Genomic DNA, 23,107 nt, shown 5'->3' on the forward strand with positions numbered 1-23,107 from the left:
AAACATCAGAATGAATAAACTAGTATACATTTTATTTTTAGGTATCCTTTCAATATCAATTAATGCCCAGCAGTATAAAAAACACACTTTAACCAAAGAAGGATTATCTATAGATTTAACAGAAGGAGTTTTAAATATCATTCCTCTTACAGACAAATCTATTCGAGTACAATATGAGATCGGAAATGCGAAAGAAGCGCAAGAAATTGTTTTTATTAACAAACCCAATACACCTAGTTTCAAGTTAAAAGAAACTACAAGTAGTTTACAACTTAGTACAAATTCAATAACGGTTGCATTTGATAAAAAAACGGCCGTTATTCACTATAGTGATAAATCGGGTAGAGTATTTCTTAGGGAAAAAGTAAATACGAGATTATTAAAACCAGCAACAATTATGGGAGAACCTTGTTTTGTAGCAGAGCAAGGCTTTGAATCTCCTGAGGATGAATATTTGTTTGGATTAGGCCAATTCCAAGATGGTTTTTATAATTTAAAAAACACTACTAGAAAGTTAATTCAAGTCAATACGCAAATTGCAATTCCTTTTTTGGTTTCCAATAAAGGATATGGTTTATTGTGGCATCAATACGGTTTGACTAATTTTAATCCAAGTAATCAAAGCATTTCATTGGTTAAAAATGATGTAAAAGACGGTGAAAAACGCGAAGTTGAAGTAACAACTACATCAGGAACACAGCGTGTTTCCCAACAACAATCCATATATACAGGTAGTTTTTCTCTAGGAAAAGAAGGCGAATATGCTGTAATGCTGGATCTTGGTGATATGGACAGTCGCCATTTGGTATTAATTGATGGTGTTGATGTAATTAATCAATCCAATTTATGGCTTCCTCCGGCAGTGAGTAAATTAGTAAATTTAAAAGCGGGAGAACATTCCGTAAAAGTGGTTTGTAAATCAAGTAACATACCCACTCTAGGTTTAAAACTTTCGAATAATGAAACTATTTTTAATTCACCAAATGCTAAATCACTTGATTATGTAGTTTTTGCGGGAAAAGACACGGATGAAATTATTGCTAATTATAGAAATCTAACCGGTAATGTACCTATGTTACCTAAATGGGCGTTCGGTTTTTGGCAATGTCGAGAACGCTATACTTCTGGAGAACATTTAGTTTCTACAGTTAAAGAATTTAGAAAACGAAATTTACCTGTAGATGTAATCGTGCAAGATTGGCAATATTGGGGCAAATACGGATGGGGAGTGCCTAAATTTGATGAAACGAATTACCCTGAACCAGAAAAATTTATAAAAGAAATTCATGATCTAAATGCTCATTTTTCTATTTCTGTTTGGGAAAATTTGAATAAAGATTCGGAAATAGCCAAAGAATATTTAGCTAAAAACTTATTCATTCCCAATAGTCCATGGATTGATATTTATAATCCAGAAGCACAAAAAACACATTGGAATGCCCTCAATAAAAATCTTTTCTCTCTAGGTGTAGATTCTTGGTGGATGGATGCAACGGAGCCTGAAAATGATGCATTAAAAGGCAAACAAACTTTTTTTGGATTAGGTGATTTTTACCGATTGACTTATCCATTATTTGTTAGTAAAGCCGTTTATGAAGGACAAAGAAATACCAATCCTGAGAAAAGAGTGGTCACGCTGACTCGTTCGGCATTTTTAGGACAACAGCGTTATGGCACCATCAATTGGTCTGGTGATATTGGCTGGGATTGGGATACGTATAAACGCCAAATAGTGGCTGGTTTAAATTATAATCTTACAGGAATGCCGTATTGGACTACTGATATTGGAGGGTTTTTCCGTCCAGGATCAGGACAATATAAAGATGAAAAATACCATCAAATACTTACGCGTTGGTTTCAATGGGCCGTTTTTAATCCAATATTTCGTATGCATGGATATCAAACAGAAACGGAACCTTGGAAATATGGTGAAAAAGTGGAAACTAATATGAGGTCAATGATGAACCTTAGGTATCAATTAATGCCATATATTTATTCAGAAGCATGGCAGATTTCTAAAAATAATTCCACTTTAATGCGTCCGTTAATTATGGATTTTAATGAGGATACCACTGCAGTAAGTCAAGCTTATCAATATATGTTTGGGAAAGCATTATTAATCGCTCCTGTAACTGCTTCTGATGTTACAACTTGGGATGTGTATTTGCCCAAAAATTATGCCTGGTATGATTTCTGGACAGGCAAGCGATTTGATGGGGGTCAAACCATTGCAACCGCAGCTCCATTAGATAGAATTCCAGTATTTGTAAAAGAAGGTTCTATTGTCCCTATGGGAAAAGTGATTCAAAATACACAGTCAAAACAAGACGAACTTGATATTCAGGTTTATACAGGTAAGGATGCAAGTTTTACGTATTACAATGATGAAGGAGATAATTATAATTATGAAAAAGGCAAATACATAGAGATTCCTATGACTTGGAATGAAAAGAATCAAACGCTTACTATTGGAAAGCAAATAGGTAACTATAAAAATCAAACGGCTACATATACCATGAATATTATTTATGTAACAGCTAATCAGAATAATGCTGTTGCAAAAACAATTAAATATTCAGGTAAAAAAGTAGTTGTAAATAAGTGATTTATAAAAATTTGATTTAAAATGAAATAGTGCTAAAGAACAAGAATGCTATTAACCAACTAAAAAATAAAATTATGAAATCTAAATCCAAGATTTTTGTGGCATTAATATCCTGTCTGTGTATGATAAAAATCACAGCACAAAACCCTATTATTAAGCATATATTTACTGCAGATCCAGCTCCTATTGTTCATAAAGGAACTTTGTATTTATATACAGGTCATGACGTTGCTTCGGAGACAGACACTAATTATAAAATGGCCGACTGGCATGTCTTTTCAACAACTGATATGGCTACTTGGAAAGATCATGGCGCACCACTTTCTCCAAGTACTTTTTCTTGGGCTACAGGTGATGCCTATGCAGCTCAATGCATTGAAAGAAATGGAAAATTTTACTGGTTTGTTTCTACATTTCATAAAAAAGATGAGATTAGTGGTGGCGGAGCAGCGATTGGTGTTGCTGTATCTGATAGTCCAACAGGTCCTTTTAAAGATGCTATTGGCAAAGCCTTAGTGATTAATGAAATGACTACTGATATGAAATACGGTTGGGATGATATTGATCCTACCGTATTTGTTGATGATGATGGACAAGGTTATTTGTTTTGGGGTCATGGAACCTGTAAATGGGTAAAGTTGAAAGAAAATATGATAGAAATGGAGGGAGCTATCTCAACTTTCAAACCAAAAAATTATATCGAAGGTCCATGGGTTTACAAAAGGAAAGATCTCTACTATTTAGTATATCCTGGTGCTGGTACAAAACCAGAAATGATCGAATATTGTACTGCTACTAATATTGCAGGGCCTTGGACCTATCAAGGGATTATTCAGGAAAATGTAACAAATAGTTTTACAACGCATCCTGGTATTATAGATTATAAAGGCAAATCATACTTTTTCTATCATAACGGAAGTTTACCAACTGGCGGTAGTTACAGACGTTCTGTATGTGTAGATTATATGTATTATAATGAGGATGGTACCATTCAGAAAATAATACAAACTACTGAAGGTGTAAGCAAAATCAAGTAAAGAATAATTTCAAATTAAAATAATACCTCATGAAAAATAAAATTAGTTTCATTTTTATATGTTTTGTCTTAATTACGCAAACGGTTGCTTTTGCGCAAGAAAGAAAAGCTCAAAATCCATTGATTTATGCAGATGTTCCAGATATGTCAATGATTCGAGTAGGTGATGTCTACTATATGAGTAGTACTACAATGCACGTTAATCCGGGGGTTCCAATTATGAAATCTACTGATTTAGTCAATTGGAAATTGATTAATTATGCTTATGAAACATTAGAAGATGACAATGATAGACTCAATTTAGAAAATGGAAAAAATGATTATGGAAGAGGCTCATGGGCAAGTTGCCTGCGCTATCATAATGGAATTTATTATGTTAGTACTTTTTCTGGGACAACAGGTAAAACATACATTTATTCAACAAAAAATATAGAAAAAGGTCCATGGAAAAAAAATGTATTAAATGCTTCTTACCACGATCATTCAATTCTTTTTGATGATGATGGTAAAATATATATGGTTTGGGGAGCTGGCAAACTAGAAATTATAGAATTGAATAGTGACCTTTCAGCAGTTAAGCCAGAAACTAAAAGAGTATTAATAGAAAATGCAAGTGCTCCTGCTGGGGGGAATATTATGCTAAATTCCGAAGGTTCTCAGCTTTTTAAAATAAATGAAAAATATTATTTATTTAATATTTGTTGGCCACGCGGAGGAATGCGGACTGTAATTATTCATCGTGCAGATAATATTAATGGTCCATGGGAAGGAAAAGTGGGATTACAAGATCAAGGTGTTGCCCAAGGAGGACTTATTGATACTCCAGATGGTAAATGGTTTTCTTATTTATTTAAAGATGCTGGAGGTGTAGGGCGTATTCCCTATTTAGTACCCGTTAAATGGGAAAAGGATTGGCCAATAGTAGGAGAAAACGGAAAAGTTCCCCAAACTTTAGATTTGCCTCCTAGCAAAGGATTAATTCCAGGAATTGTGAATTCAGATGAATTTACACGTAAAAAAGGAGATGCAGCTTTGTCTTTAGTTTGGCAGTGGAATCATAATCCAGATAATTCGCTTTGGTCCGTTAGAGTAAGAGAAGGCTACTTAAGATTAAAAACCGGTAGGATAGATAGCAGCTTTGTTCAAGCCAGAAACACTTTAACACAAAGAACTTTTGGACCAGAATCTTCAGCTTCAACTTCTTTGGACATTTCTAAAATGAAAGAAGGTGATATTGCAGGACTTTCCTTGTTACAAAAGGAATATGGATTTATAGCTGTAAAAATTGAAAATGGGGCTAAAAAAATTGTAATGATTGATGCTGCAAAAGGACTTCCGAAAGAAATAGCAAGTATTCCTCTAAATCAAAACAAAGTGTACTTCAAAGCAGCATGTGATTTTAAAGAAAGAGCAGATAACGGAATGTTTTATTACAGCCTAGACGGAAACAAATGGATACCTATTGGCAGCACGATAAATTTACCTTACACCCTACCTCATTTTATGGGATACCGATTTGGTTTGTTTAATTATGCGACTAAAAACATAGGTGGATTTGTGGATTTTGATTATTTCCACATTGCTGATACACTTTCAAAAATGAATTAGTTCATTCCTTGATAAAATCTTAATTATTCAATTCTAAATATAGAAAGTATGAAAATTAGTTATTTATTCTTCATAAGTTTATTTTCAATTGTTAGCATAAACGCGCAACAATTCCCTTATAAAGATCCATCGCTTACTTCAGAAGCGCGAGCCAAAGATTTAATTTCACGATTGACTCTTGAAGAAAAAGCAGCATTAATGTGTGATCAATCTGATGCTATACCAAGACTTGGAATTAAAAAATTCAATTGGTGGAGCGAAGCCTTACACGGTTATGCTAACAATGACAATGTCACCGTTTTTCCAGAACCTATAGGGATGGCAGCCTCATTTGATGATCAATTATTGTATCGTGTATTTGATGCAGTATCCGATGAAGCTAGAGCGAAATACAATCAGTGGATTAAAGACGGAAATGAGAACAAGCGTTTTTTGAGTCTTTCGGTATGGACACCTAATGTCAATATTTTTAGAGACCCACGTTGGGGTCGAGGTCAGGAAACCTATGGCGAAGATCCATATCTTACTTCTAGAATGGGCGTTTCAGTCGTTAAAGGATTACAAGGACCTGCTGATGCTAAATACCGCAAACTTTTAGCTTGTGCCAAACATTATGCGGTGCACTCAGGACCAGAATGGAGCCGACACGAATTGAATCTAAATAATGTAAATCCTAGAGAATTATACGAAACCTATTTGCCTGCATTTAAATCCCTAGTCCAAGATGCCGATGTCCGCCAGGTAATGTGCGCGTATCAACGTTTAGACGATGAGCCTTGTTGCAGTAATACGCGACTTTTACAACGCATTCTTCGTGATGAATGGGGCTATAAGTATTTGGTTGTTTCAGATTGTGGTGCCGTTACAGATTTTTATACCACACACAAAGTTTCTTCTGATGCAGTGCACGCTGCATCAAAAGCGGTTTTAGCAGGAACTGATGTAGAATGTGTTTGGGAGAAATATCCTTTTAAAAATTTGCCAGAAGCGGTTGCAAAAGATTTAATTAAAGAAGCTGATATTGATAAAAGTCTGCTTCGTGTTTTAGTAGGTCGTTTTGATTTAGGTGAAATGGATGATGATGCAATTGTACCTTGGGCTCAAATTCCTGCATCTGTTCTTAATAGTAAAAAACACCAACAATTGACCCTTGAAATGGCGCAAAAGTCAATGACACTTTTGCAAAATAAGAACAACGTTCTTCCTTTAAACAAAGCAACGAACAAAATTGCAATTATAGGTCCAAATGCTGATAATGAACCTATGTTATGGGGAAATTACAATGGTACACCTGTTAAAACAATTACCATTAAAGACGGAATAGAGTCAAAAGTAGATGCAAATAAAATCTTTTATGATAAAGCCTGCGATTTAGTAGAGGATAAAGTAACCCAATCCTATTTTGACCAATTTTCATTTGAAGGGAAAAAAGGAATGAAAGCCACCTTTTGGAATAATCCAAACAGAGAAGGTAATAGTGTAACCTCTCAACAAATTCTATATCCTATTAAAACAACTACTGCGGGGCAGCATGAGTTTGCTTCTGGAGTGAAATTAGAAGGATTTTCGGTAAAATATGAAACTGAGTTTACAGCTAAAGCAAATGACACTCTTGTTTTCAAAACAGGTGCTACAGGAGCATTTGAGCTATTGGTGAACGGAAAATCAATTGCAAAATATACGAATTGGCGTACTGTTCCAGGAAATTTTCGTTTTTCAGTTGAGGCAGGTAAGAAATACAAAATCGAAATTCTTTTTGCCCAATCCAACAATTGGCAAGCCAATCTTGAATTCGATTTTGGAAAAGAATATGATATAAATTTTAGCTCCTTGATTAAAAAATTAGATGGAATCGATACTGTAATTTTTGCTGGAGGTCTTTCTACTTTGTTAGAAGGCGAAGAAATGCCTGTTTCTTATCCTGGTTTTAAAGGTGGCGACAGAACGAATATTGATCTTCCAGCTGTTCAAAGAATGTGTTTAAAGGAACTTAAAGCTGCGGGTAAAAAAGTAATTTTCGTAAATTGTTCCGGGTCTGCAATTGCGTTAACACCAGAGACGGCCAGTTGTGATGCGATTTTACAGGCTTGGTATCCAGGAGAAGCTGGCGGACAAGCAGTTGCTGATGTTCTTTTTGGTGATTATAATCCAGCGGGAAAATTACCAATATCATTCTATAAAAACTCCGATAAATTAGGTGATTTTGAAGATTATTCTATGAAAGGTCGAACATATAGATATACAACAGATGTTTTGTTTCCTTTTGGGTTTGGTTTAAGTTACTCCAAATTTAATATCGGTTTAGGCAAATTGAGCAAAACAACTATAAAATCTACTGAAAATACACAATTAAGTTTTCCAATACAAAATAGTAGTAAACGCGAAGGAACAGAGATTGTTCAGGTGTATGTTAAAAAATTAAATGATCCTGATGGTCCTTTAAAAACATTAAAAGCTTTTAAACGAATCGAATTAAAAGCAGGAGAAAAACAAAATGTAACCATCGATTTGCCTGCTTCTTCATTTGAATTTTATGATGCTAATATTATAGGAATGAATGTTACTCCAGGTGAATACGAGGTGTATTATGGCAATAGTTCAGATGCCAAAGATTTAAAAATGACAAAAATATTTATAAAGTAATTAACTAAAAACCAATATAATTATGAATAAAATAAGTTGGCAAAACTGTTTTCGTATTAGCAGAATTATTGTAATGATTCTTGGCCTGCTAGTTCCAGTTTTAGCGATAAGCCAAAACAAGAAGAAATCAGAAAAAATGGAAAGCAAAAGACCTCAATATCGTAATCTTTTCAAAGAAGCGGGCTATAGTCAAGTTGAAATAGACAAGAAATTGGCCAAAGCCTATTATGATGTTTTTGAAGGTCCAGATCACGTTTATTTTGAAGAAGGAGATTCTTTGGGATATGTTTCAGATGTAAAAAATAATGATGCTCGTACCGAGGGTATGTCTTATGGTATGATGGTGGCGGTACAATTAGACAAGAAAGAAGTTTTTGACCGATTATGGCATTGGTCTGTAAAATATATGCAACATCAAACAGGACCAAGAGAAGCCTATTTTGCTTGGAGTGTAAATCCAACAACAAAGAAACAAAACTCACCAGGTTCAGCATCAGATGGTGAATTGTATTACATTACCAGTTTGCTTTTTGCATCTAATAAGTGGGGTAATGACACAGGTATAAACTACTATAAAGAAGCTCGAAGAATTCTTGATGCTATGTGGAAAAAAGACGGTACTGGGAATATTTATAATCTTATTAATGTAGAACACAAACAAATCACTTTTGTACCCGAAGGCAAAAGTTATAATTGGACAGATCCTTCCTATCACTTGCCTGCTTTTTATGAAGTTTGGGCATTGTATGCCAAAGATGGTCACGAGCAATTTTACAAAGAATGTGCTGATGTTTCTCGCGAGTTTTTGCACAGAGCATGTCATCCTATAACAGGATTAAATTCAGATTATACAGAGTTTAGCGGAGAACCACATCCTACACCTTGGATGCCTGGGGGTTTTCGTTATGACTCTTGGCGAGTACCTATGAATATTGCAATGGATTATACTTGGTTTGGTAAAGATAAAAAATGGCAAGAAGATTATGCGCTGAGGTTTCAGAACTTTTTAAGATCAAAAGGTTTAGAAACGTATGATGATCAATTCAATTTAGACGGTTCTACACCAGAGTTTATTCTCCAGGCTGGTCCAGTAAAAAAATTAAGACATTCAATTGGCTTAGTTTCCACCGCAGCAACTGCCTCCTTAGTTAACCATAATAAAGGGAATCTTGACTTTGTTCATGCTGTTTGGAATGCAAAATTAGAACCTTATAAAGACGGCTATTTTGATCCATATTACGATGGTTTAATGCATTTGTTTAGTATAATGCATTTAAGTGGTAAATATCAAATTATTACTCCACAATAGAATTAATTGAAAATGTTTATTAACTATTAAAAACCATAAAAATGAATTACAAATCTTTAGGTATTATCATTACATCCGTTATAACAAGTGGAATCTGTTTTGCTCAGACATCCCCAACTGCGGTTGTTGAAGACTTTAAAATTTCAGAAACGACACAGCAAGGAAAGCAATATCCTCAAGTAAATTCTGAAGGGCGAGTACGAGTGCAACTAGCGGCTCCCGAGGCGCTTAAAGTTCAGTTGGATATTGGCGCTGTAAAATATGATCTTATCAAAGACGCCAAAGGAGTTTGGACAGGAGAATCAGCGCCTCAAGACGAGGGATTTCATTACTATCAATTGAATATTGATGGAGCTGCTGTACCAGATCCAGGAAGTATGTATTATTATGGTGCAAGCCGTTGGGGCAGCGGAATAGAAGTTCCTGCTAAAGATGAAGAATTTTATGCATTAAAAAATGTACAGCACGGAGATGTAAGAGAGCATATTTATTTTTCTAAAACTAATAATGCCATGCGTCGTTGTTTTATATATACACCGCCGGGATATAATAAAGATACTAAACGTTATCCAGTACTTTACTTGCAACATGGTGGAGGTGAAAATGAAACGGGATGGTCGAGTCAAGGTCATGCAAATCTTATCCTTGATAATTTAATTGCTGAAGGAAAAGCAAATCCTTTTATTATTGTAATGGATAATGGAACTTGGACACCTCCTACTCAATCAGCCCCAGTTTCTGCAGCAGATCGTGCCAAAGGAAATTGGCCTCCAAAAGGATGGGCAGATGGGTTTTCTAAAACATTATTAGATGATATTATACCGCTGATTGACGCTAATTATCGTACGATTGCTAATCAATCTAATCGAGCAATGGCAGGATTATCAATGGGTGGGATGCAAACTCGAGTAATTACTTTGGCTAATCCTAGCATGTTTTCGCAAGTTGGTATGTTCAGCGGTGGAAGTATAAGCTTAGATGATCTTAAAGATTCAGTAAGTTTTAAAGAAAAAAATAAACTTCTGTTTGTAAGTTACGGTAGTCGTGAACTTGAAAACCGCAAAGAAGGTTTAGGGGGAGATCCAAAAGTGAATACAGAAAATTTAAAAAAGGCAGGTTTCAATACTCATTTCTATGTTTCACCTCAAACCGCACATGAATGGCAAAGCTGGAGAAGAAGTTTACATGAATTTGCACAACTAGTATTCAAAAACTAATAACCAAAACTATAAATCATGAAAAAGTATTCCATCATCTTAGTAGTATTATTAACTTTCTATGGCTCAGTTTGTATAGCACAAACAGCAATTGTTGAAGATTTTAAACCTTCAACACTTAATCAGCCAGGTCAAGATTATCCACAAGTTAATTCACAAGGTTATGTAAGATTTCGCATCGCAGCACCTGAAGCCAAATCCGTTGTTGTAAGTCTGGGATTGGGTGGAGCAAAAGGAGGAACGGAACTTTCTAAAGCGGAAGACGGTTTCTGGAAGGGAACAACAGCAGGTGCTATGGACGAAGGGTTTCATTATTATCATGTAACTGTTGATGGTGGAGTTTTTAATGACCCAGGAGCTCTAAATTTTTATGGATCTACACGTTGGGAAAGTGGAATCGAAATTCCATCCCATGATCAAGATTTTTATGCACTAAAAGAAGTTCCTCATGGAAATGTACAACAAATTCTTTTTCCTTCAAAAAGCACTAATACTTCTCTTAGAGCCTATGTTTATACACCGCCAAGTTATTTTAAAGATAAATCGAAGTCATATCCTGTTTTGTATTTACAACATGGTTGGGGTGAAGACGAAACAGCTTGGAGCAATCAAGGACGAGTAAATCTTATTATGGACAATATGATCGCCGAAGGAAAAATAAAACCATTTATCATAGTTATGACTTATGGAATGACCAATGAGATTAAATATGGAGGTATGGCTAGTTTTAAAATTGATGGTTTTCAAACGGTGCTTGTAGATGAATTGATTCCTTATGTGGATTCGAATTTTCGAACGATTGCCAATCAGAAAAATAGAGCAATGGCTGGTTTATCGATGGGAGGTATGGAAACAAAAACTATTACACTGAACAAACCTGAAGTTTTCTCTCACTATGCGCTTCTAAGTGGTGGAACTTACAAAGCACAAGATATTAAAGACAAATCAAAAGTGAAGCTTATCTTTTTAAGTTGTGGTAGTAAAGAACGCCCAGATGCAATAAAAAGCTCAGTGTCTGAACTTAAGGCTGCGGGATTTAATGCTGTTTCGTATGTATCTGAAGGAACTGGACACGAATTTCAAACTTGGCGTCGTAGTTTTAAAGAATTAGCTCCACTTTTATTTAAAGATTAGTGCTTTTTAATAATCAATGCATTGAGCAAAATAAGGAGAATAAAATCATTGTAGAACTAGCTATTTGGCTGAATAAATTAAAATTATGCGTAAACTAAAAATTACTTTGCTAGATGTATTTAATCTAAATAGGACTTTTCTAAACAAAACAATTCTCTTTTTTTGTTTTTTTAGTTTGTCAAACATTTCATTTTCTCAAAATTTAGTTTTAAATGAAAAGGAATATTTTGAAACCCAAGGCTTGAATGTTTTGGTTTTTAGTAATGAATATAATGGAATGTTTTTTGATGAAAAAACGGCTGGAGTAGAATTCATTCATCACGGTGTTAGAACGGTTACAGGTGGAGCAGTTAGACTTCACAACACACCCGAGCAATGGGATTTGATTCCTAAAATGCTTAGTCGAAAAGTAGACAAGGCGAACAATTCAATTGAAGTTATATTACGATACGAAGATTTTGATTTTGATTCCAAAATGATTGTTACTCCAAAAGGGAAAGGTTTTGTAATCAATGTTGTTTTAGATAAACCAGTTCCAAAGGAATTGGAAGGAAGAGCAGGATTTAATATGGAATTTTTACCTACCTCTTATGTTGAAGGGAATTACATCGTGGATGGAAGAGTGGGAACATTTCCAAGGTATCCTGCTAGTAATACAGAAATCAAGCCTTCCTCTCAAAAGATTCCACAGTTTGCCGGTCATAATACATTTGATGATCGTGGAAAAAACGAATATATAGTTACACTACCAATAGAGTCGGGTAGGAATTTAATTTTTGCACCAGAAAACCCAGAACGTACCGTAAAAATTCAGTCTGAGGATCAGGAAGTAATGCTTTTTGATGGAAGAAATCTTGCTCAGAATGGCTGGTTTGTAGCGCGCAGCATTCTTCCTTCTAATAAAACAGGCAAAGTACTAACTTGGTATGTGGAGCCGAATGTCATTCCAAATTGGAAAAGAGAACCTGTAATAGGATTTTCTCAAGTGGGTTATATGCCAACTCAAAATAAAGTGGCTGTTATTGAACTTGATTTAAACGATAAAGTAGTAACAACGGCATCGATTTTTAAGCTTTCTGAGGATGGAAAATTTGTTGAGAAATTTAAAGGTGATGTTAAAGTTTGGGGAAATTATCTAAGATATAATTATGCTCAATTTGATTTTAGTGCTGTTAAAGAAAAAGGACTCTATTATATACAGTACGGAAATCAAAAAACAAATACTTTCCAAATTGAGGATCACATTTATGACAATGTATGGCATCCCACTATGGATGTATGGTTTCCTGTTCAAATGGATCACATGGAAGTAAATGAAGCCTATCGCGTTTGGCACGGAAAACCATTTTTAGATGATTGTCTTCAAGCTCCATTGAATCACGAGCACTTTGATGGTTATAAACAAGGTCCTACTACCGATACTAAATACAAGCCTCTAGAACGTATACCGGGAATGTCAGTTGGAGGTTGGTTTGATGCTGGTGATTTTGATATTCAAACGTTTTCACATGTTAGTGTAATCAATAGTTTTGTAGAATCATGGGAAGAGTTCAAAGTAAATAGAGACGAAACCTATATTGATCAAAAAACACAGTACGTAGATATTCACCGTCCTGATGGTCAGCCCGACATACTGCAACAAATTGAACATGGAGTTTTGAACCTTGTAGCCCAAGTAGAAAATATTGGTCATCCTGTAAGAGGTATTGTTGTACCCAACTTACATCAATACCATCATTTGGGAGATGCGAGTACCGAAACGGATAATTTGCCTTATAATTCTTCTTTAAAACCATATGAGTCGGATGGACTTTCTAGTGGTACACTAGATGACAGATGGGCTTTCACAAACCGAAGTTCATTTCTTGATTATAGAACTGCCGGAGCATTAGCAGCTGCTAGTAGGGCTCTAAAAGGATATAATGATGAACTTTCTGCTAAATGTTTGGTCCTTGCTAAAAATTTATTCAACGAAGCAAATGAAGGCGCAAAAGACAAAAAACTAGATAACAGTCCATTTTCCGACTATAGTAGGGGAAGTGATATGGTTGCAATGCTCCAACTGTATTTAACAACGAAAGAAGATCAATATAAAACTGGGTTTTTAAATAAAATTTGGAATTCATTGGATGAAAACTTAAAAGGGAATATGAATTCAGCCCTCCTCGCTATTCCATATATGGATGACAGCTACAAAGCAAAAGTGCATGATTATGCACTTAAGTATAAAGCAAATATTGATAAAGAAACTTCTGACAATCCTTATGCCGTTCCTGTACTAAAGAGAAGTTGGGGTGGCAGTTCTCAGGTTATTACTGGGGCAATAGTAAATTATTATATTCATAAGTTTTATCCAGATGTCCTTGATAAGGAATATGTGTATAGAGGATTGAATTTTATTTTTGGTTGCCACCCTTATTCTAATTTATCTTTTGTCAATGCTGTGGGGAATAGGTCTAAGAAAGTGGCTTATGGAAATAACAGAGCCGATTTTACAACAATTGCAGGAGGAGTAGTTCCAGGACTTAGTTTCCTGAAACCTGATTTTTTTGAAAATAAAGATGATTGGCCTTTCTTCTGGGGTCAAAACGAGTGTATTATTGATGGAGGTGCTTGGTATGTTTTTCTTGCAAATGCCGCAAATGAATTGGCAGAGAAAAAATAACAATCTTAAAAAACTAAAAATGAATCGATTTCTTACTATAGTCATAATAATTTCCAGCTTGTATTTTCAAACAAGTTGGTGTCAAGTTGGCCTACTGACAGTCGATGATTTTAAACCATCTTCGGTAAATCAATTGGGGAAGCAGTATCCACAAGTAAATTCGGAAGGGCGTGTGCGCACAAGCATATCTGCTCCTCAGGCTACTAAAGTACAATTGGATCTTGGCGGTGTAAAATATGATTTAGTCAAAGATGGTAATGGCGTTTGGCAAGGAGAATCAGATCCGCAAGTGGAAGGTTTTCATTATTACCAGTTAAATATTGATGGGGCTTCGGTACCCGATCCAGGAACTATTTATTTTTATGGTGCTGGAAGATCCGGTAGTGGGATAGAAATTCCAGCTGTAGATCAAGATTTTTATGCTCTGAAGGATCTTCCTCACGGACTTGTTAGCGAAAATATTTATTTCTCAAAATTAACCAATTCATTTAGACGCTGTTTTGTATATACTCCAGCTGGTTATACCGAGAATTTAAAGAATCGTTACCCAGTGCTCTATTTACAACACGGAAGTTTTGAAGATGAAACAGGATGGGCTAGCCAAGGAAAAGCCAATTTAATATTGGATAATCTGATTGCTTCAAAAAAGGCAACTCCTATGATTATAGTAATGGATAATGGCTATGCTTATAAAGCTAATGATACAAGCCTTCGTCCAGAATCCGTATTTGAGCAAGTGGTAATCACTGAAATAATTCCGATGATTGATGCTCAATTTCGTACCATTCCAAACCGAGAGAATAGAGCAATTGCTGGACTTTCTATGGGAGCCAATCAAACGATGCGGATTATGATGAACAATCTAAATACCTTTTCATATTATGGAGGATTTAGTGGAACTGCAAATTACCCTAGTGCAGATGTAATCGATGTTGCTACGTTTTTAGATGGAAAATACAAAGATGGAAAAGAAGTCAATTCAAAAATCAAAGTTTTTTGGTTAGGATTGGGAACTAAAGAACCTACCCCTTTTCCAGGTTCTGTTGGAGCATTTAAAAACATGTTAGATAAACAAGGCATTAAATATACATTTTATGAATCGCCTGGAACAGCTCACGAATGGCTAACTTGGCGCAGGTGTTTGTACCAATATGCTCCTTTGTTATTTAAATAATCAAAAAAAAATACTATTACTAACCCAAAAACCCATGAAAAAAATAATTTTAATAATTCTATTGATTGTTAGCTGCAACATTTCAACATTTGCGCAAAAAATTGAAAATGAAGCTCCCAAAGGTTTTGACCAATTGCGCACAGGTATTGCAAAAGGTAAGCTGGACAGCATTCAATATCCATCTAAAACCGTTGGTACGATGCGTAAAGCGTTAGTTTATACTACTCCTGGTTTTTCAAAAAATAAAAAATATCCTGTACTTTATTTACTGCATGGTATTGGTGGTGATGATAAAGAGTGGTTAAAAGGAGGTAATCCACAAATAATATTAGATAATTTATTTGCTGAGGGTAAAATTGCGCCAATGATTGTAGTAATGCCAAACGGGCGTGCTATGAAAGATGACAGAGCAACTGGTGACATAAGATCGGCCGATAAAATACAAGCATTTGCTAATTTTGAGAAAGATCTTCTAAACGATCTTATCCCTTTTATTGATAAAAAATATCCAACTTTAAAAGATCGAGAAAACCGAGCTATAGCGGGGCTTTCTATGGGAGGAGGACAATCACTTAATTTTGGCTTGGGGAACCTAAATACATTTGCTTGGGTAGGTGGTTTTTCGTCTGCGCCGAATACTAAAACACCTCAAGAGTTATTGCCAAATCCTGAAGATGCCAAGAAAAAACTAAAACTACTTTGGATCTCCTGTGGAAATGCTGATGGACTGATTACTGTAAGCAAACGCACTCACGATTACTTATTTCAAAATAATGTACCTCATGTTTATTATTTAGAACCTGGCGGACATGATTTTAAAGTTTGGAAAAATGGACTGTATATGTTTTCGCAATTTTTATTCAAACCGGTTGATGTAGCTTCATTAACTAATTATTCAGTACTAGGAACTCCCGCATCAACTAATATTCGTAATGTCAAGTATCCTCAAATTTTACCAGATAATCGAGTAGTATTTAAAATAAAAGCACCTGAAGCCCAAAAAGCACAAATAGATTTGGGAAAAAAATATGACCTGATTAAAGATGGGGAAGGTTTTTGGAATGTAACCACCGATTCGATCAGTAGAGGATTTCATTATTATACATTGTTAATTGATAATGTAGCAGTAGCTGATCCAGCAAGCGAATCATTTTATGGCATGAGCCGCATGGCTAGTGGTATCGAAATCCCCTATAAAAAGGGTGGTTTTTATGAACTTAAAGAGGTGCCTCACGGTGATATTCGGATCAAAAAATACTTTTCAAAAGCAATGAATTCTTGGAGAGAAATGTATGTTTACACGCCACCAGGTTATGATACATCTACTGAAAAATATCCAGTATTATACCTATTACATGGTGGTGGAGAAGATCAACGTGGATGGGCTAGCCAAGGAAAAACAAATCTAATTCTCGATAATTTAATTGCCGAAAACAAAGCGAAACCAATGATTATCGCCATGCTTGATGGTAACATTGGAATGCAAGGAGGATTGGGCGGATTCAATGAAAAATCGTTAGTTGCTTTTGAAAATGAACTTAAAATTGGCGCTATACCTTTTGTAGAAAGTAATTTTAGAGTGTTAACAGACAATAAAAACAGAGCCTTGGCAGGATTATCGATGGGTGGTTTGCAAACACTTTATGCGGGTATGAAAAACACGGACTTATTTGCTTATTTAGGAGTATTTAGTTCTGGTTGGTGGGATAATAATCCTACTCTTGCAGACCCTCAATATGACTTTATGAAAAATAATGCCGCGACAATTAATTCGAATCTAAAAGAACTTTGGGTTTCACAAGGAGGAAAAGAAGATATAGCTTATGAGAATTGCCAAATAATGATGAGAAAAATGGATGAAAGAGGCATTAAATATAACTATTCGGAATATGCTGGCGGTCACACTTGGCCAGTTTGGCGGCATGATTTATTTCAATTTGCTCAATTATTATTCAAATAGGCTCATTAAAAAACATATTTTTCATCTAAACATTATTACCTATTTTGAACATCAATAACAAAAAATAAAATCATGAAAAAAATAATTTCAACAGTTGCATTCCTTTTTATATGTAGTAGTACCGTTTTTGCACAAAAAATTGAAAAAGAAGGTCCAAAAGGATTTGACCTAGAAAGAGCAACTATTGCTCATGGTAAAATAGAAACAATATCCTATGAATCTACAACCGTTGGTTCAACTAGAAAAGTTACGATTTATACTCCACCGGGCTTTTCGACCAATAAAAAATATCCTGTACTTTACCTTTTACACGGAATTGGTGGGGATGAAAAAGAGTGGTTAAATGGAGGTTCTCCCCAAATAATTTTGGATAATTTATTGGCCGAGGGGAAAATTAAACCGATGATTGTAGTAATGCCTAATGGACGTGCTATAAAAGACGATAGTGCCGCAGGAAATATCATGGCACCAGAAAAAGTACAAGGTTTTGCTAATTTCGAAAAAGACCTTCTTAATGATCTTATTCCGTTTATTGAAAAAACATATCCAACTTTGACTGATAGAGATAACCGCGCTATTGCTGGACTTTCAATGGGTGGTGGACAATCCTTGAATTTTGGTTTGGGTAATTTAGACACATTTGCTTGGGTTGGAGGTTTTTCTTCTGCACCCAATACTAAAGCCCCTCAAGAATTAGTGCCAAATCCTGAAGAAACAAAAAGTAAACTAAAATTACTGTGGATTTCATGTGGTGATGCAGATGGATTGCTAAATTTCAGCAAACGTACTCATGATTATTTACTTAAAAATAATGTCCCTCATGTGTATTATATAGAACCAGGTGTTCATGATTTTAAAGTTTGGAAAAATGGACTTTATATGTTTTCTCAATTTTTGTTCAAGCCAGTTGATGTTTCCTCATTAAGCAAATACACTATTATAGATACTACTAATAAGTAAAATTCAAAGTAGTATTAAGTACGTAACATTAATACTGAATTTTAAAAAAAGTGAATACATTTCATATTATTAAAAAAACAATGACTACATTTTTAAAATTTACTAAAACAAAAAAAATACTGGCCATAGGAATGTTATTTCTTTTGAAATTAACACCTATGATGGCTCAAAAGCCAATAATTCAAACAAAATTTACAGCCGATCCTGCGCCAATGGTTCACAACGACACCATATTTCTTTATACCTCACACGATGAAGATGACGCTAAAGGTTTTAAAATGCTTGATTGGTTGCTTTATACATCAACTGATATGGTCAATTGGACGGATCATGGAGTGGTTGCTTCTTTAAAAAATTTCAGTTGGGCAAAACAAGATAATGGTGCATGGGCAGTGCAGTGTATTGAACGCAATGGTAAATTTTATCTCTATTGTCCTATGCATGGAGGTGGTATTGGGGTTTTAGTTTCTGATAGTCCTTATGGACCATTTAAAGATCCGATTGGAAAGAAATTAATTAATGACGATCACGTTTGGAATGACATTGATCCTACTCCATTTATTGATGATGATGGTCAAGCCTATTTGTATTGGGGAAATCCAGATTTGTATTACGTGAAACTGAATGTAGATATGATTTCATACTCAGGTGAAATCGTAAAAGAACCTACAAAACCTAAAAATTATCAAGAAGGTCCATGGGTTTGGAAAAGAAAAAACCATTATTATTTAGCTTATGCATCTACTTGTTGTCCAGAAGGAATAGGATATGCTATGAGTACTTCGGCTACTGGACCATGGCAATACAAAGGAATGATTATCAATTCCAATAAGAAATCAAATGGGAATCATCCTGGGATAATAGATTATAAAGGGAAGTCGTACGTTTTTGGACATAATTATGAAATAAACAAAAGCCAGACCAGCACATTTTATGAAAGACGTTCTGTAGATGCTGAAACGATGGTGTATAACGAAGATGGTACCATTCAAAATTATGATTTTTTTACAGAAAATGGACCAGAACAAATTGAATCATTCAATCCTTTTAGACGTGTTGAAGCAGAAACAATGGCTTGGAGCAAAGGTGTTAAATCTGATAAAATCAAAGAAACTGGAGTTTATCTTACTCAAATTCAAAACGGAGATTTCACACAAGTAAGAGGAGTTGATTTTGCAAAAGGAGCTACGAAAATCGAGATTATTGCCGCTACGTTAAACTCAGGTAATATTGAGATTCGTTTAGATAAAGAAGATGGTGTGCTTATTGGAACAGTAAAAATAGAAAATACTGGTGGATGGCAAAACTGGAAAACAGTCAAAAATAAAGTAAAAAAAGTAAGAGATGTACACGATTTGTTCTTTATTTTTAAAGGAGGACAAGGTGAATTATATAATTTTGATGCTTGGAAATTGATTAAATAAATTAAAAAAAAGATATGAAAAAAATAATAATTTTATGCTGCTTTATAGTTTCAACGGCAGTTTTTTCGCAAAACACAGTGTCTGTTTCTAGTCCAAATGGAGAACTTACAGTACATGTTTTGGTTAAGGAGGGTAAACCAATGTATTCTGTTAGTTACAAAGGAGCAATTGTTTTAGAAAATTCTCCTTTAGGATTAATAACTAATGAAGGAGATTTTAGTACTAATATGAATTTTGTAAGTTCAACCACTGCCAAAGTAGACGAAACATACAATCAAATTAAAATTAAGCAATCAACAGTAAATTATCAAGCAAATACTTTAAATTGTTTATTCACGGGAGTTAAAGAACGTAAAGTTTCTATTTTATTTCAAGTAAGTAATAACAATATCGCTTTTAGATATGAATTACCTGCTTGGGGAGACACTAAAGTTTGTGTAATTTCAGAAGAAAAAACAGCTTATAAATTCGCTTCATCTACCACTACATTCCTTTCTTCGATGATGAGACCAATGACTGGGTTTGCTCGTACCGCTCCTAGTTATGAAAGCGGTTATGAAGCCGATTTACCATTGGATAAAACTAAATCTTCCGAAGGTTATGTATTTCCGGGACTTTTCCATTTAGGAGATAAAGCTTGGGTTTTATTATCAGAAACTGGAGTAAGTAGTTTATATACCGCCTCGCATTTGAGCAAGTTTAAAGATGGATTATTTACTGTAGAATATCCAAATCCGAAACAAAATAACGGTTTTGGGAGTTCGGGAGCACAAATAAGTCTTCCGGGCGTAACACCATGGAGAACGATTACTGTTGGCGAAACACTTAAGCCAATTGTTGAAACCACGATTCCTTTTGATGTTGTCAAACCACTTTATAAAGCTTCCCAAGAATATAAAATGGGCCGTGGTTCTTGGAGTTGGATTGTTTGGCAAGACAATAGTATGAACTATGAAGATCAAATAAAATATATTGATTTGGCTGCCGCTATGAAGTTCGAATATATCTTAATCGATGCGTGGTGGGATGATAGAATTGGCTATGAAAAAATGAAAGAATTGATTCAATATGCCAAATCCAAAAACGTAGAGGTGTTCTTATGGTACAATTCAAATGGTACTGTTAATGATGCTTTTCAGACTCCTCTCAACAAAATGAACACTTCTATTGCTCGAAAAAACGAGATGAAGTGGTTAAAAGAGGCTGGTGTTAAAGGATTGAAAGTAGATTTCTTTGGAGGTGACAAACAAGAAACGATGAAATTGTATGAAGATATTCTTTCAGACGCTAATGATTATGGCTTAATGATTATTTTTCACGGAGCTACCCTACCACGTGGTTGGGAAAAAATGTATCCAAACTATGTAGGAAGTGAAGCCGTAATTGCTTCAGAAATGCTCATTTTTTCGCAAGATGTACGAGAAAAAGAAGCCTTTTTTGCTTCCTTGCATCCTTTTATTCGAAATGCCGTCGGCAGTATGGAATTTGGAGGCGTATTATTGAATAAATACTTGAATAAAGGAAATCAAAAAGGACAAGAACGATTAACAACTGATGCTTTTCAATTGGCAACAGCAGTACTTTTTCAAAACCCTATTCAAATGTTCGGACTTACACCAAATAACCTACAAGATGTGCCGGCTTTTGAATTGGACTTTTTGAAGGATGTCCCAACTACTTGGGATGAAACCGTTTTTATTGATGGTTACCCAGGTAAGTACAGTGTAATTGCCCGTAGAAATGGAAAAAAGTGGTATGTCGTAGGTGTAAATGCCGAAAAAACAGCCAAAGTATTAAAACTTAAATTGCCAATGCTTGCTGGTCAAACTATCACTATGTATAATGATAAGGCTGATAAAGAAACTTATACAACAACTGTGAAAGTTTCTAAAAAAGGAGAATTGTCTATAACAATACAACCTAATGGAGGATTTGTATTAACAAACTAAAACAAAATGAAGCATCCTTATAAAATTGTAATTATACTAATAACCATTTTGAATTGCAGCATTGGAGAAGCTCAAAATCCTATTGTACAAACGAATTATACTGCCGATCCAGCTCCAATGGTTTTCAATGGTAAAGTATACCTGTACACCAGCCATGATGAAGATGAATCCACTTGGTTCACAATGAATGATTGGCGATTATATACCACAGAAGATATGGTCAATTGGACAGATCATGGAGCAGCATTATCCTATAAAGAGTTTAGTTGGGCAAAAATGAATGCTTGGGCTCCTCAATGCATTGAGCGAAAAGGTAAATTTTATATGTATGTGCCCAATACTACTCGAGATGGAAAAGGAGCTATAGGAGTTGCAGTTGCCGATAGTCCTTATGGACCATTCATTGATCCTTTAGGAAAACCTTTAATTTCTAATGGTAATGCCGATATAGATCCAACCGTTTTTATTGATGATGATGGTCAGGCTTATTTATTTTGGGGTAATCCAGTGTGCTATTATGTAAAGTTGAATGAAGATATGATTTCTTATGACGGAGAAATAAAGCAAATACCCAATACTACAGAAGCTTTTGGTAAACGTGAAGGAAAAGCCAATAATGAAAGACCAACAACGTATGAGGAAGGGCCTTGGATGTACAAACGCAATAGCTTGTATTATTTGTTTTTTGCCGCAGGACCAATATCGGAACACATTGGTTATTCAACCAGTAAAAATATAGAAGGACCATGGACATATAAAGGAATTGTGATGCCTACACAAGGAGGGTCTTTTACAAATCATCCTGGTATAATTGATTTTAAAGGGAAAAGCTATTTTTTCTATCACAATGCTGCTTTGCCTGGCGGTAGTGGTTTTACCCGTTCTGTATGTGTAGAAGAACTTAAGTTTAATAAGGATGGGACAATTGTCCAGATGAATATGACCGAAGGAATCAAGCAGAGTTTAAATCCTTTAAATCCTTATGCCAAAACAGAGGCGGAAACTATTGCTTGGTCTGAAGGAGTAAAATCAATGAAAAATGATGTAGTGGGTAACTTTATTACTGCCAAATACGATAACGCATATACCAAAGTAAAAGAGGTAGATTTCCGTAAGAAAGGTGCTTCAAAATTTACAGCACGAATTGGCACCACTCATAACGGAAATGTGTCTATGGAGATTCGATTAGATAGCAGGGATGGAGAACTTCTAGGAACTGTTAGAGTACCAATGACAGGAGGAAATGACAGATGGGCAGTACAAACAATTGATATTAAAAAAGTATCAGGAATTCATGATTTGTATTTTATTTTCAAAGGAAAAGCGGCGAGTCAGATTTTGTACTTTGATTATTGGATGTTTTCGAAATAGAATATTTTTTAAATAAAAAAACAATCGGTTGCTTGAAAAAGCTTAGATTTAA

The 23,107-nt window shown here is 35.0% G+C and carries 14 protein-coding genes; all 14 read left to right on the forward strand.

Annotation, left to right across the window (positions count from 1 at the left end; genetic code table 11):
- The first annotated feature begins 10 nt into the window (after positions 1-10).
- The 14 genes from E0F76_RS01815 (at position 11) to E0F76_RS01880 (ending at position 23,055) form a co-directional block, all read left to right on the forward strand.
- Positions 11-2,605 (forward strand): glycoside hydrolase family 31 protein, encoded by a 2,595-nt coding sequence (locus E0F76_RS01815; RefSeq protein ID WP_132000672.1) that lies wholly within the window; start codon positions 11-13, stop codon positions 2,603-2,605.
- 74 nt (positions 2,606-2,679) lie between these two features.
- On the forward strand, positions 2,680-3,642 hold the full coding sequence (locus E0F76_RS01820) for a glycoside hydrolase family 43 protein (protein WP_132000674.1): 963 nt from the start codon (positions 2,680-2,682) through the stop codon (positions 3,640-3,642).
- 29 nt (positions 3,643-3,671) lie between these two features.
- Entirely contained in the window at positions 3,672-5,249 is a 1,578-nt protein-coding gene (locus tag E0F76_RS01825; RefSeq protein WP_132000676.1) for a glycoside hydrolase family 43 protein, read from the forward strand.
- A 48-nt stretch (positions 5,250-5,297) separates the two neighbouring features.
- On the forward strand, positions 5,298-7,892 hold the full coding sequence (gene xyl3A / locus E0F76_RS01830) for a xylan 1,4-beta-xylosidase (RefSeq protein ID WP_132000678.1): 2,595 nt from the start codon (positions 5,298-5,300) through the stop codon (positions 7,890-7,892).
- A 22-nt stretch (positions 7,893-7,914) separates the two neighbouring features.
- Entirely contained in the window at positions 7,915-9,201 is a 1,287-nt protein-coding gene (locus E0F76_RS01835) for a glycosyl hydrolase family 8 (RefSeq protein ID WP_132000680.1), read from the forward strand.
- Between the two features lie 41 nt (positions 9,202-9,242).
- The gene (locus E0F76_RS01840; protein ID WP_132000682.1) at positions 9,243-10,418 is read left to right on the forward strand and encodes an alpha/beta hydrolase; all 1,176 of its coding nucleotides are present in this window, start codon (positions 9,243-9,245) and stop codon (positions 10,416-10,418) included.
- A gap of 18 nt (positions 10,419-10,436) precedes the next feature.
- Positions 10,437-11,552, forward strand: coding sequence for an alpha/beta hydrolase-fold protein (locus E0F76_RS01845; RefSeq protein ID WP_132000684.1), 1,116 nt, complete (start codon positions 10,437-10,439; stop codon positions 11,550-11,552).
- 85 nt (positions 11,553-11,637) lie between these two features.
- The gene (locus tag E0F76_RS01850) at positions 11,638-14,217 is read left to right on the forward strand and encodes a glycoside hydrolase family 9 protein (RefSeq protein ID WP_132000686.1); all 2,580 of its coding nucleotides are present in this window, start codon (positions 11,638-11,640) and stop codon (positions 14,215-14,217) included.
- Positions 14,218-14,236: 19 nt separating this feature from the next.
- Positions 14,237-15,391 (forward strand): alpha/beta hydrolase-fold protein, encoded by a 1,155-nt coding sequence (locus tag E0F76_RS01855; RefSeq protein WP_132000688.1) that lies wholly within the window; start codon positions 14,237-14,239, stop codon positions 15,389-15,391.
- A gap of 34 nt (positions 15,392-15,425) precedes the next feature.
- Positions 15,426-17,351 (forward strand): alpha/beta hydrolase-fold protein, encoded by a 1,926-nt coding sequence (locus tag E0F76_RS01860; RefSeq protein ID WP_132000690.1) that lies wholly within the window; start codon positions 15,426-15,428, stop codon positions 17,349-17,351.
- A 72-nt stretch (positions 17,352-17,423) separates the two neighbouring features.
- Complete coding sequence (locus tag E0F76_RS01865) at positions 17,424-18,311, forward strand: alpha/beta hydrolase (RefSeq protein WP_132000692.1); 888 nt, start codon at positions 17,424-17,426, stop codon at positions 18,309-18,311.
- Between the two features lie 80 nt (positions 18,312-18,391).
- Positions 18,392-19,735: a glycoside hydrolase family 43 protein gene (locus tag E0F76_RS01870; RefSeq protein ID WP_246021954.1), complete on the forward strand. Its 1,344-nt coding sequence runs from the start codon at positions 18,392-18,394 to the stop codon at positions 19,733-19,735.
- Between the two features lie 14 nt (positions 19,736-19,749).
- Positions 19,750-21,684: a glycoside hydrolase family 97 protein gene (locus tag E0F76_RS01875; RefSeq protein ID WP_132000694.1), complete on the forward strand. Its 1,935-nt coding sequence runs from the start codon at positions 19,750-19,752 to the stop codon at positions 21,682-21,684.
- 6 nt (positions 21,685-21,690) lie between these two features.
- Positions 21,691-23,055 carry a glycoside hydrolase family 43 protein gene (locus E0F76_RS01880; RefSeq protein ID WP_132000696.1) on the forward strand — a complete coding sequence of 455 codons (1,365 nt, stop codon included), beginning with the start codon at positions 21,691-21,693 and terminating at the stop codon, positions 23,053-23,055.
- Positions 23,056-23,107: the final 52 nt, after the last annotated feature.

It is taken from the genome of Flavobacterium cellulosilyticum, from assembly GCF_004349355.1.
GTDB classification, from domain to species: Bacteria; Bacteroidota; Bacteroidia; order Flavobacteriales; family Flavobacteriaceae; genus Flavobacterium; species Flavobacterium cellulosilyticum.